Origin of the sequence: Legionella pneumophila subsp. pneumophila str. Philadelphia 1 (genome assembly GCF_000008485.1) — a bacterium.
Lineage (GTDB): Bacteria > Pseudomonadota > Gammaproteobacteria > Legionellales > Legionellaceae > Legionella > Legionella pneumophila.
This window is the reverse complement of sequence record NC_002942.5, coordinates 2,777,181-2,790,093: the sequence shown is the minus strand read 5'-3', so window position 1 is coordinate 2,790,093 and position 12,913 is coordinate 2,777,181. Positions and strand designations below refer to the sequence as shown.

The following is a 12,913-nucleotide window of genomic DNA, read 5'->3' as shown; positions in this document are numbered from 1 at the left end:
GTAGCCCATGGAATTGGAACGGGTACAAATTAGCATTCAAGGACTAGTGCAAGGGGTTGGTTTTAGACCGTGCGTTTATAAGCTTGCCAAACAAATGGAATTAACTGGCTTTGTACAAAATAATGCATCAGGTGTTTTGATAGAAATTCAAGGCAACTATTTATCACAATTTATTCCGAAATTAAGAGAGCAATTACCTCCTCTCGCAGCAATTCATAACCTGGAGTTCACTTCACTGCCAATTGTTCCGAACGAAAGAGCTTTTGAAATTCTTGATAGCCAGCAGGGTAAAATAAATACTGTCATTACTCCGGATGTTTGCATTTGTTCTGAATGCCTCGGTGAATTATTTGACCCTCAAAGCAGATACTATCGTTATCCTTTCTTAAATTGTACTCACTGTGGTCCAAGGTTCACAATTACCAGAAATCTGCCCTATGATCGTTGTCAAACATCAATGAGTCAGTTTCCCCTTTGTCAATCGTGTCAATCCGACTATTTAAATCCTGATAACCGTCGCTATCACGCGCAACCTACAGCCTGTAGTGAATGTGGCCCGCAACTCGCGCTATCAGTCGACAAGGTAGCTCAAAGAATTCGGGATGGAGAAATTATTGCTTTAAAGGGTTTGGGAGGATATCAATTAATTTGTGATGCTCGAAATGAGGATGCTATTTCACAATTGCGGTTAAGAAAAAGTCGTGAGGCCAAACCATTCGCTTTGATGGTAGTTAATGCGAAAAGTGCAGAAAGAATTGCCGAAGTAAGCCCCCAGGCCAGAGTGGTATTAGAAAGCAGAGAAAGGCCGATTGTCTTGTTAAGAAAAAAGAAAGCGCTTTTACCGGATGAGATTGCTCCGGGCTTAAATCATTTCGGTATCATGCTACCTTCTACTCCATTACATTATTTGCTTTTTAATTCGTTCCTTGGCAACCCGGATTATTGCCAATGGCTGGATGAGTATCATTCCATGGTATTAGTGGTGACCAGTGCGAACATAGGCGGTGAACCGCTCATTATTGATGATAAGAAGGCCGAGCAAGGTTTAATTTCAATAGCCGATAAAATTGTCTCTCATGATCGGGAAATCATTACTCGCACAGATGACTCTGTTGTTCGCATGATTAATGACACTTCAGTATTGATTCGTCGGGCACGCGGCTATGTGCCTGCTCCTTTAAGATTGCCTTATGAAATTCCCCCTACCGTGGCCTTGGGAGGACATCTTAAAAATACCTTCTGTATTACTCGTGGCGAAGAAGCTTTCGTTTCACAACATATTGGCAGTTTAAACAATAAAGCGACGATTGAGTATTTTCATGAGTCATTGAATCATTTATTAAAATTTCTTGCGGTCAAACCAGAACGAATCGCTCATGATTGGCATCCTGATTTTTATACCAGCAGATTGGCGCAAAAGTATGATATATCTGCTTACGGGGTGCAGCATCATCATGCCCACTTGGCTTCTGTTGTAGCAGAACATGGAATTCAGGAGCCTGTATTAGGATTGGTTCTGGATGGCTATGGGTTTGGTTCTGATGGCGAAGCTTGGGGGGGCGAATTATTATTACTGGAGAAAGCGGAATTTAAGCGCGTTGGACATTTTTTCCCTATTCCTCAGCCCGGAGGCGAACTTGCTGCAAGAGAACCCTGGCGTATGGCTGCTGGAATTTTGCATACTTTGGGAAGGGGGGATGAGATTTCGCAACGGTTTAAAGAGCAGCCCCAATCGCCATTTTTACTGCAATTATTAGAAAAAAAGATTCATTGTCCGCTGACTACCAGTTGTGGGCGACTGTTTGATGCGGTCAGCGCTCTTTTAGGGGTTGAATCGCTCTCCTTGTTTGAAGGTCATGCGGCCATGAGATTGGAAAGCATGGTGACTCATCCACAAGTCTTAAACAAAGGCTGGACGATAAACGGCAATGTTTTTGACATGCGGCCTACTTTACAGTTTATAGCAAACACGACAGAGCAACAGTTAGGGGCCAATCTGTTTCATGGTACTTTAATAGCAGGTCTTAGCGAGTGGGTTACAGGAATTTGTCGAGAAAAAGGGATTCACATGCTACTATTGAGTGGCGGCTGTTTTTTAAACCAGGTTCTTGCGGAAGGCTTAATTAATTCATTAATTAAATCAGGTATTAAACCCCTGTTGCCCAAATTGCTTCCACCAAATGATGGTGGAATTGCGCTAGGTCAAGCATGGATTGTTGGAATAAAAGAATAAGGGTGGCTTATGTGCTTAGCGTTGCCAGCGCAAATTGATCAGGTTTTGGAAGATAACAAGGCAATCGTTAATTTGGGTGGGATCACCAAGGAAATTTCCACTGTTCTTTTGGAGCAGGTTTCTGAAGGAGAGTACGTCATTATTCATGCAGGATTCGCCTTAACAAAACTGGATGAAAGAGAGGCAAACAAAACATTGAGTTTGTTTGCCCATATGCTAAAGGATGGCTTGAAGTGAAATACATAGAAGAGTTTCGTAACGGTGCTTACGCACAAGCCATTATCAATGAAATTATCGCAACAGCAGAGCCGCAAAGACATTATCAGTTTATGGAGTTTTGTGGAGGCCATACTCATGCTATTCATCGTTATGGGATTCCAAGTTTGCTTCCCAACAATGTTGAAATGATTCATGGCCCCGGTTGTCCTGTTTGCGTTTTGCCTATAGCGAGAATTGATAAGGCTATTGCGCTTGCCTCAATGCCGCAAGTGATTCTGTGCAGCTATGCTGACATGCTGCGAGTCCCGGGAAGTGGACAAAAAAGTTTGTTAACCGCCAAAGCATGCGGCGCTGATGTCAGGATGATCTATTCTGCGAATGATGCATTAAAAATCGCTCAGGAAAACCCCGATAAAGACGTTGTGTTTTTTGCTATAGGCTTTGAAACAACAACACCTCCCACTGCTTTTGTCATTAAGCAAGCTAAAAAATTAAACATCACTAATTTCAGTGTATTTTGTAACCATGTGTTAACTCCCATTGCTATGGATAGTTTGCTGCAGGCCAATGAAGTTGCCCTGGACGGCTTTGTTGGCCCAGCCCATGTCAGTATCGTGATTGGGAGTTTTCCTTATGAGCAAGTTTGTAAAAAATACCAAAAACCTATCGTGATATCAGGGTTTGAGCCGTTGGATGTGTTGCATTCTATTCTGATGTTAATTCAACAATTGAATGAGGGGCGTTGTGATGTGGAAATTCAATACACTCGTGCAGTGAATCGTAAGGGTAATCTTTTGTCACAACGCATCATGGCCGAAGTCCTGGAAATACGCGATCGTTTTGAATGGCGTGGTTTGGGTTTTATTCCATCCAGCGCATTAAAGATCAAAGAGTCTTTTTCTGAGTTTGATGCTGAACAGCGTTTCGAATTACCGGAGAGTGCAGCGCAGGAACATAAGCAATGTCTTTGTGGTGAGGTATTAAGAGGAGTAAAAAAACCAACTGATTGCAAATTATTTGCCAAGGCTTGCTTGCCAGAAAATCCTTTAGGATCCTGTATGGTTTCATCGGAGGGAGCTTGTGCAGCAGTTTATGCTTATGGACGGGTTAATGCTTTATGAATGAAATCCTGATAACTAAAAAATTAACGGGGCCAAAGCTGAATTTTAAAGAAGGCACTATCAATTTGACCCATGGCAGTGGTGGACGTGCTATGGCTCAGCTAATTGAACAATTATTTTTAACCGCATTTGATAATGAATGGTTGGCACAGAAAAATGATCAGGCTTGCTTTATTGTTCCTTCAGGACGTATGGTCATGGCAACCGATGCTCATGTTATTTCCCCACTTTTTTTCCCTGGCGGGGACATTGGTTCTTTGTCAGTGCATGGAACTGTTAATGATGTGGCTATGTCAGGGGCAAAACCTTTGTATTTGACAGCCAGCTTTATTCTTGAAGAGGGGTTTCCTCTTAAGGATTTGCGAAAAATCGTTTATTCCATGGCTGATGCAGCCAGGCAAGCAGGTGTTGCCATCATTGCCGGCGATACAAAAGTTGTCGAACGAGGAAAAGGCGATGGTATTTTTATTACGACAACCGGAGTAGGGATTGTCCCTGCGGGAATTCATATTTCGGGTGATGCAGCAAAACCCGGTGACAAAATCATTGTGAGCGGTTTTATAGGGGACCATGGGGTAGCTATTATGGCGCACCGCAATAACCTGGAATTTCAGACCAAAGTGCAGTCTGACACAGCCTCTTTGCATGGGCTTGTCGGCGAGATGGTGAAAGCAGTTCCAGAACTTCATTGCTTGCGTGATCCAACGCGTGGAGGGCTTGCAACGACACTGAATGAATTGGCCTTACAATCCAAAGTCGGGTTTGTTATTGATGAAAGTAAAATTCCGATTCGTACCGAGGTTGCTAGCGCGTGCGAATTATTAGGTCTTGATCCTCTTTATGTTGCTAATGAAGGAAAATTAATAGCAGTTTGCCCTTCTGAAAAGGCAGAGAGGCTATTAACTGCTATGAAAGCGCACCCCTTGGGTTTACATGCTGAAATCATTGGTGAGGTGATTGAAGATCATCGCTATTTTGTTCAGCTGAAAACAAAATTGGGCGGGTTGCGAATTGTGGATTGGCTGGCCGGAGAGCAATTGCCCAGAATCTGTTAATAAGTAATAACGATCGACAAGAAAGGACGACCAGGATGAACGACAAGAGGAACTGTTTTTTGCCTCATGATAAATTGCAACATTTAATTGACTCTTTGCAAAATGCTGGATACTCCTGTGTGGGGCCTCAAGTGCGTGATGGTGCGATTGTTTATGATGTCCTGACCAGGGCTGAGCAATTACCATGGGGTATGCGTGATCATCAAGAACCAGGTGGCTATCGATTGGAACAAATTCCCGAACGCAAAGCTTTTGCATTTGCCAATGGCCCTCAAGGAATAAAGCCTCTATTGTTTAAGCCACAGGAAACTGTTTGGAGGGTTGAGCGTGATGAACAAGGAAAATTGTGCTTTAAACCACATCAGCCAGATGAAACACCTGTTGCCATTATCGGTTCTCGCGCTTGTGATTTAGCGGCGATGAGCATTCAAGATAAAGTTTTTATAGAAAATAATAAGCCGGATCCTCGTTACAAAAGAAGGCGCGAGCAATTATTTGTTGTTGCAGTGAATTGCACCTATTCCTCTGCGAATTGTTTTTGTGTTTCTGCTGGAACTGGCCCTGCAGTGAACAATTCGTTTGATATTCTTATGACGGAAATTGAAGATGGATTTGTTGTGGAAGCAGGTAGTGATAAAGGCAAAAAGATTATGAATCAACTGGATTTACATGATGCAAAAAGTGCTCAATGTACTGATGCCCAAAATAATGTGAAACAAGCCGCTGCCTTGCAAACCAAGAGGATTCCTCTGGACAATAAAAGGGATTTACGAGATTTGCTGTTTTCGAATTTAAATCACACCCGTTGGGATGACGTGGCCGAACGATGTTTATCCTGTGGTAATTGTACTTTGGTATGCCCAACCTGTTTTTGTCATAGTGAAGTTGAAAAGCCAGGCCTGGATGGTTGTACCAGTGAACACCATAGAGAGTGGGACTCCTGTTTTACGACGGGTCATACTTATCTCAATGGGAAAATTATTCGTGATGACACAAAAAAGCAATACAGGCAATGGTTAACTCACAAGGTAGGAAGCTGGTTTGATCAATTTGATACAAGCGGCTGTGTTGGATGTGGACGTTGTGTGACCTGGTGTCCTGTGGGAATTGATATAACCGAAGAGTTGGCAGCAATTTCAGGCGAGTCCAATGCAAGGAAAATAGAAAATGAATGAAGTAGTCTATGATCCTTATTTACCAAAAGAAGTTGAAATTATTCAACGTACACAGGAGTCGTCTTCAATTTTTACTCTGCACTTCCGCTTTACTGATGAAGAACATCATAAGCAATTTCAATTTTATCCTGGTCAATTCAATATGCTATACCTTTATGGGGTCGGTGAAGTGGCTATTTCTATTGTTTCAGATCCCAGAAAGAAAACTTTTCTAAGTCACACTATTCGAGCGGTAGGGCGGGTAACCAAAGCCATGCAAAAACTGCAGGTTGGTGATCGTCTTGGAATACGAGGTCCTTTTGGAGTAGGCTGGCCACTACAAAAAACGATAGGTAAAGACATTATTGTTCTAACCGGGGGATTGGGTTGTGCTCCATCTGTTTCCATTATCAATTATATTTTAGGAAGACGACGTCATTACGGTAAGCTCAGTATTTTGCAGGGAGTAAAACACAGCGAGGATTTTATTTTTAGAAAGCAGTATGCCAAATGGCAAAAATCAGATCATACTGAAGTTTATATAGCCGCAGATCAAGCTGGTCCTAAATGGCCTTGGGGTGTTGGTTATGTGACTGACTTGATTGACCACATCATTATACAACCAGATAACTCTGTGGTGATGATGTGTGGGCCTGAAATGATGATGAATACAGCCGTTAAAGTGTTTACCCAAAAAGGGATTCTTGAAAACGACATCTACCTCAGTATGGAGAGAAACATGGAATGTGGAATTGGTCATTGTGGTCATTGTCAATACGGTGGTTTATTCGTGTGTAAAGATGGTCCTGTATTTGCTTATTCTCAAGTTAAAGAGTTATTCAAAGAATCTGGATTTTAAAGTGTCTGAGGAACGCTATGAAACCGCGTATCGCTGTATATAAATTTACTTCTTGTGATGGATGTCAATTGGCATTTTTAAATGCGGGTGAATCGTTGTTAACTTTATCAGACTTGGTTGAAATTGTGCATTTTGCAGAGGCAGGTATGGTGGATGTGGATATGAAAGTGGATATCGCATTTGTGGAAGGCAGTATTTCAACTCCTGATGAAGAGCATCGAATACGTAAAATTCGTGAAAACAGTCAATACCTTATTACCATAGGTGCTTGCGCTACAGCGGGCGGTATACAAGCCTTACGTAATTTTGCAGACTCCAGGGAATGGATGGCCAGTGTTTATGCGTCACCGGATTATATCAAGACTTTAACTACATCCACGGCTATTGCGCATCACGTTAAAGTGGATTGGGAGTTATGGGGGTGTCCTGTAAATAGCGGGCAGATATTGGAGGCGATTCGTTTTTTATTATCTAATGCGACTCCCAAAATAAAAAGAGATTCTGAATGTATGGAGTGCAAACGAAAAGGGAATGTGTGTGTGCTGGTGACCAAAAAACAACCTTGTATGGGGCCAGTAACTCAAACAGGCTGTGGGTCGCTTTGCCCCACTTTAGGCAGAGCATGCTATGCTTGTTATGGGCCAAAAGAAAATGCTAATCCCAATTCTTTGGGAGAGTGGTTTTTATCTATCGGATTAACCAAAGAAGCGATTGCCAGGCAGTTTTTACATATTAATAATCAGGCACCTGCATTTAATCAAGCCGGAAATTACTTTAAGGGAATTAAAATTAGCAATGGGTAAAGACATTTCAATTAATGTTCCAATTTTGGCGCGGGTGGAAGGAGAGGGGGCTCTTGAACTTTGCATTCGGGATAGCAAAATTGAAACATTAAAATTAAAAATTTATGAACCCCCAAGATTATTTGAGAAATTTCTGGAGGGTCGAAGTTACAATGAAGTGTTGGATTTTGTAGCCCGTATTTGTGGTATATGCCCTGTTGCTTATCAAATGAGTGCTACCCAGGCTATAGAACAATGTTTTAACCTAAGTCCCACTCCTTGGGTTCGCGATATGCGTCGCCTGTTTTATTGTGGCGAATGGCTGGAAAGTCATAGTTTGCACGTCTATTTTTTGGCTTTACCTGATTTTTTAGGATTTCAATCAGCACCTGAAATGGCAAGGAAATATCCAGAGGAGGTGAAATGCGGGTTGCGGATTCAGGCTTTTGGTAATGATTTGATTAAATTGTTAGGGGGGCGTTCCGTTCATCCAGTAGGAGCTTGCGTAGGTGGTTTTTATAAAGCGCCTTCCCATCCGCAAATCAAATTAATATTAGACAAGGCAAAAGAACGGATCTCGGATTGCGAAGCGTTAATTCATTGGCTTGCGAGCTTATCCTTACCCGATAATTCTCATGATTTTACCAGTGTTTCGCTTTATCACCCTACTGAATATCCTATGAATGAGGGAAGGATTGTTTCAGATCGTGGATTAAATATAACCAAAGAAGAATTTGATGCTTATTTCAAAGAGCATCATGTGGATTACTCCAATGCATTGCACTGTTTATTGCAAAATAAACCTTATTTAGTAGGTCCTCTGGCCCGTATTAATAATTGTTTTGGGCATTTGCCAGCACCCATTCATCTTCTTTTACAAAGCTTGAATATTCAATTTCCTTCGCGGAATATGTGCCATAGTATTATTGCTCGAGCAGTGGAGATGTACTACTGTGTTTTGGAAGCTATCCGCATTCTGGAACAATATGACTTGCCAGAGCAATCTCGTCCTGAAATCAAACCTCAGGCAGGAGAAGGAGCAGGTTGTACCGAGGCTCCCAGAGGTATGCTGTGGCAGCATTATGTTTTTGATGAAACCGGCCAGGTTTTACAAGCGCGTATTGTTCCTCCCACCAGCCAAAATCAGGCGCGTATTGAGGAAGATTTAAAGCATTCTTTAATACAATTTGGCCTTAATCAGGAGGAAGAAGCGATCAGGTATTTTAGTGAGATGATCATTCGTAATTATGATCCGTGTATTTCATGCTCTACACATTTTCTGAATTTAAAAATCGATAGAATATGAATCTTATAAAAATATTAGGCATAGGCTCACCTTTTGGTGATGATCAAGTAGGATATTTGCTTGCCGATTGTCTTAAGACAGAATTGTCCAAAGATCAATACATTAGTAAACTGGTGAGCATAGAGTCTCACGATCGGCCTGGTCTTCGTTTGATTGAAGTGATGAATCCAGCCAAAGTCGTTTTTTTAATTGATGCTGTAAAGTCCGGATGCGCCATAGGTACAATCCATCGCTTAAAAAATAACGAGATTTTTGCATTTCAAAATAGATTATCGACCCATGAAATAGGGGTTGTAGAAGCACTACAAATAGGTCAAAGTCTTAATGCTTTGCCAGAGGATATCATTTTATACGGGATTGAAATTGATAGCATTGCTTTTAATGCGACGCTGTCCAAATCAGTTGAAAAAGCAATGAAGGTCGTTGTTATCCAAATAAAAAAGGAACTCAAGGATATGTTAAATCATATCGTATGAGTTTCTTTTCATAATGAACTTATAATACTTAAATAGTAAGACTCGAGTTAGTTGCAGCCTTAATTTTATCTGCAGTCCAAAGGTTTAGCGTTGAATGAATATCCGAGCCTGCTGGGTTGTGAATATAACGAATAATTTTAGTTTCTAATTCCTCTATAACATCAGTTGCTAATCTGGAACCCAGTATTTCTCTCATATCCGGATTTTCTAATTCTTTTAAAAGCAATTCTGTAATTTTATTAGCAAGTAATGCTTTCGACGGGAAATCCAGATAGCCAACTAAGTACTGAGTCATTAGGGGTGTTTTACTATCAGAGACTAGAGCAGAAAGAATAATTAGAGAGATAAAATGATTATTTTGGTATTTTGCGATGAGATTTTTATAAAGAGTCGCTTTTTCTATATTTTTATCAGCTCCTGTGAAGAAACCATATATACCAAGAAAACCTTTGTTTTCATTTTCATTCTTGATGTATGAAAGTAATCCATCACTTACTCCGATTGATAAAGCATGAATTCTTAATTGATTTATTAGTAACTGATCAGGAATGACTAATCTTCCTACTGTAAAATCATCACCAAAACGTTGGATTTGTCCTGTTTCTTTTGCTTGTTCAACCAGCTGTTTTTGTTTGGATTTTACAACTTGTAGCAATTGAGAAAATAAGGGGTCTTTGTCATCAAAATTTCCAGGATCGAGATTTAGATGTCTTACAATTCTTTTATTTATTTTCTTGCCATCAACAGTTTCTACTTCAAACTCTTTTTCAGTCATTTCTAACATCGGTGGAACATAAGTGTATCCTACTAGTTCATCACCGGGCATGACTTTAGTATTAAAGACAGAATTTCTTTCAATGACCAAGTCGATATTGGCGGATGAATAGTTGTCAAATGCGTCTTTGAATCCATCAACTTCCGTATGACAAACTAATTGTTCAATTGTTCCTTCGTTTCGTTTGATAGCTATTCCGGTGTCACCAATGCCGAATCCAGCACAAAACAGTTGTTCATCCTTTTGATAAGTTACGCATAAAGACATAGTGAACTCTGCCAATGGAGCATGTTTGCTGCGCAAAGAGTAAATAGTATGAATGAGTGATTCGGTAACTTTTTTTGAATCCGGGTATCTGGTGAGATCTAAGGAGAAGTTATCAATTAAAGGGAGTACATAGTTATCAATAAATGAAAAAACAGCCTGACGTTCGCATCCATAAAAGCCATCCACCACTATTTGAAAAGCCATTCCATCTTTGGTATATCCAATGACTATTTTATCGTCAGAATCCTTGTGCTTTATAATTTCTTTGCCCTGTTCATTCAAATGTACAAAGAGGCTGGATGCAAAGATTTCACTATTACCCTTATCTAAATCATTGGAACCAGATTGATAGCTTTGTCCATGAAGAACACCATTACAGATTTGTGTAATAATCGAACGCATCGTTACTCCTCCTAAATTTACTTCAGATATCCTGTCATTGTGTATTAGATGTGTAAATTGTAAATTATATGTAAAGACAATATCCTTAATGATCTCATAATATACCAAATGATATACTTAATTACAAGTAGAGAGGTATTATCTATCTTATCTGAAGACTTATGAATCCTCGAGTACATGAGCATAATGGGGAGAATTAAAATGAGTGTTAATGAAGAGCAATTTGGTAGTTTATACAGTGATGAGCGAGACAAACCATTACTATCCCCAACCGCTCAGAAAAAATTTGAAGAATATCAGAACAAATTGGCTAATCTAAGTAAAATAATTCGAGAAAATGAGGGCAATGAAGTATCTCCATGGCAGGAGTGGGAGAATGGATTACGTCAAATTTACAAAGAAATGATTTATGATGCCTTTGACGCGCTTGGTGTCGAGATGCCGAAAGATATGGAAGTCCATTTTGCAGGTTCTCTTGCCAAGGCACAAGCCACTGAGTATAGTGATTTGGATGCCTTTGTTATTGTTAAAAATGACGAAGATATAAAAAAAGTAAAACCGGTCTTTGACGCATTAAATAATTTATGTCAGCGTATTTTTACTGCAAGCAATCAGATATATCCTGATCCTATTGGAATCAATCCAAGCCGTCTTATTGGTACGCCTGATGATTTGTTTGGTATGTTAAAAGACGGGATGGTAGCTGATGTTGAAGCAACTGCAATGTCAATTTTAACATCAAAACCTGTTCTACCTCGCTATGAATTAGGAGAAGAGTTACGAGATAAAATCAAACAAGAACCTTCTTTCAGCAATATGGTTTCAGCCAAGAAGTTTTATAATAAAGCAATTAAAGACTTTACTGCACCTAAAGAGGGTGCAGAAGTAGTGAGTGTCAAAACTCATATTATGCGTCCCATCGATTTTATGCTGATGGGATTGCGTGAGGAATTTAATTTATACAGTGAGGATGGAGCTCATCTTTCGGCACCAGGAACTATACGTTTATTACGTGAAAAAAATTTATTGCCCGAAGAGCAAATTGCTCGAATCGAGTCAGTATACAATCAAGCGATGAGCAAGAGATTTGAGTTGCATGCTGAGCACAAAAAAGAACATGATGAGATGCCTTATTCTGATGCTAAAGCAATGCTTGATGAGGTAGCGAAAATAAGAGAGCTGGGTGTTCAACGTGTCACAAGGATTGAAAATCTGGAAAATGCCAAGAAGTTGTGGGACAACGCGAATAGCATGCTTGAAAAGGGTAACATCAGCGGATATCTTAAAGCAGCGAATGAGCTTCATAAATTTATGAAGGAAAAAAATCTTAAGGAAGATGATTTAAGGCCAGAGTTGAGTGATAAAACAATATCTCCAAAAGGATATGCTATTTTACAATCTTTATGGGGAGCAGCTTCGGATTATAGTAGAGCGGCTGCAACTCTCACAGAATCAACGGTAGAGCCTGGTTTAGTATCAGCTGTTAACAAAATGTCAGCATTCTTTATGGATTGTAAATTAAGTCCAAATGAGCGAGCAACCCCTGATCCAGATTTTAAGGTTGGGAAATCTAAAATTTTAGTAGGTATAATGCAATTCATAAAAGATGTAGCAGACCCAACTTCGAAAATATGGATGCATAATACAAAAGCTTTGATGAATCATAAAATTGCTGCTATTCAAAAACTTGAGAGAAGCAATAATGTTAATGATGAAACATTAGAGAGTGTGCTGAGCTCTAAAGGTGAAAATTTATCCGAATATCTTTCTTATAAATACGCAACAAAAGATGAAGGAAGAGAGCACCGCTATACGGCAAGCACGGAAAACTTTAAAAATGTTAAAGAAAAATATCAGCAAATGCGAGGTGATGCTTTAAAAACAGAAATCCTGGCTGATTTCAAGGATAAACTGGCTGAAGCTACCGATGAACAGAGCCTTAAGCAAATTGTTGCTGAATTGAAAAGTAAAGATGAATATAGAATTTTGGCTAAGGGGCAAGGGTTAACAACCCAGCTTTTAGGGTTAAAGACAAGTTCAGTGTCTTCATTTGAGAAAATGGTTGAGGAAACAAGAGAAAGTATTAAGTCTCAAGAAAGACAAACCATTAAGATAAAATAACCAGCGCATTTCAATTATGAAGATATGCTTATATCGCTCTTTTTAGTATAGAGAAAGACTGATAAGAGCTAATTCAACAAGGGTTGAACCTAAAGTTCAACTTTTCTTTTTTTATTGATTGATAAATATTTTAAACGATTTTC

11 protein-coding genes are annotated in these 12,913 nt (G+C 39.8%); 10 read left to right on the top strand and 1 reads right to left on the bottom strand.

Annotated elements, in window-relative coordinates:
* The first annotated feature begins 7 nt into the window (after nucleotides 1-7).
* From hypF to LPG_RS12430, 9 genes are read left to right on the top strand one after another with little or no spacing between them, the layout of a single operon-like run.
* Entirely contained in the window at nucleotides 8-2,233 is a 2,226-nt protein-coding gene (gene hypF, locus LPG_RS12470) for a carbamoyltransferase HypF (RefSeq protein ID WP_010948176.1), read from the top strand.
* Nucleotides 2,234-2,242: 9 nt separating this feature from the next.
* Nucleotides 2,243-2,470: a HypC/HybG/HupF family hydrogenase formation chaperone gene (locus LPG_RS12465; RefSeq protein WP_010948175.1), complete on the top strand. Its 228-nt coding sequence runs from the start codon at nucleotides 2,243-2,245 to the stop codon at nucleotides 2,468-2,470.
* Nucleotides 2,467-3,573, top strand: a complete 1,107-nt coding sequence (gene hypD, locus LPG_RS12460; RefSeq protein WP_010948174.1) for a hydrogenase formation protein HypD — start codon at nucleotides 2,467-2,469, stop codon at nucleotides 3,571-3,573. Before LPG_RS12465 ends, hypD begins: the two co-directional genes overlap by 4 nt.
* The gene (gene hypE, locus LPG_RS12455; protein ID WP_010948173.1) at nucleotides 3,570-4,628 is read left to right on the top strand and encodes a hydrogenase expression/formation protein HypE; all 1,059 of its coding nucleotides are present in this window, start codon (nucleotides 3,570-3,572) and stop codon (nucleotides 4,626-4,628) included. Before hypD ends, hypE begins: the two co-directional genes overlap by 4 nt.
* Before the next feature lie 35 nt (nucleotides 4,629-4,663).
* Nucleotides 4,664-5,803 carry a sulfite reductase subunit A gene (locus LPG_RS12450; RefSeq protein ID WP_016357016.1) on the top strand — a complete coding sequence of 380 codons (1,140 nt, stop codon included), beginning with the start codon at nucleotides 4,664-4,666 and terminating at the stop codon, nucleotides 5,801-5,803.
* Nucleotides 5,796-6,641, top strand: coding sequence for an FAD/NAD(P)-binding protein (locus LPG_RS12445; RefSeq protein ID WP_010948171.1), 846 nt, complete (start codon nucleotides 5,796-5,798; stop codon nucleotides 6,639-6,641). The genes LPG_RS12450 and LPG_RS12445 overlap by 8 nt, the downstream gene beginning before the upstream one ends.
* Before the next feature lie 17 nt (nucleotides 6,642-6,658).
* Nucleotides 6,659-7,444, top strand: coding sequence for a sulfhydrogenase subunit delta (locus LPG_RS12440; protein WP_010948170.1), 786 nt, complete (start codon nucleotides 6,659-6,661; stop codon nucleotides 7,442-7,444).
* On the top strand, nucleotides 7,437-8,729 hold the full coding sequence (locus LPG_RS12435; RefSeq protein ID WP_010948169.1) for a Ni/Fe hydrogenase subunit alpha: 1,293 nt from the start codon (nucleotides 7,437-7,439) through the stop codon (nucleotides 8,727-8,729). Before LPG_RS12440 ends, LPG_RS12435 begins: the two co-directional genes overlap by 8 nt.
* The gene (locus tag LPG_RS12430; protein ID WP_010948168.1) at nucleotides 8,726-9,205 is read left to right on the top strand and encodes a hydrogenase maturation protease; all 480 of its coding nucleotides are present in this window, start codon (nucleotides 8,726-8,728) and stop codon (nucleotides 9,203-9,205) included. The genes LPG_RS12435 and LPG_RS12430 overlap by 4 nt, the downstream gene beginning before the upstream one ends.
* A 28-nt stretch (nucleotides 9,206-9,233) precedes the next feature.
* Here LPG_RS12430 and sidD read toward each other — a convergent pair whose 3' ends face one another.
* Nucleotides 9,234-10,757 (bottom strand): T4SS effector deAMPylase SidD, encoded by a 1,524-nt coding sequence (sidD, locus tag LPG_RS12425; RefSeq protein WP_010948167.1) that lies wholly within the window; start codon nucleotides 10,755-10,757, stop codon nucleotides 9,234-9,236.
* Between the two features lie 69 nt (nucleotides 10,758-10,826).
* Between sidD and sidM the strand changes: the two genes are divergently transcribed.
* Nucleotides 10,827-12,770, top strand: coding sequence for a Dot/Icm T4SS effector guanine nucleotide-exchange factor DrrA/SidM (gene sidM / locus LPG_RS12420; RefSeq protein WP_010948166.1), 1,944 nt, complete (start codon nucleotides 10,827-10,829; stop codon nucleotides 12,768-12,770).
* The last annotated feature ends 143 nt before the right edge of the window (nucleotides 12,771-12,913 follow it).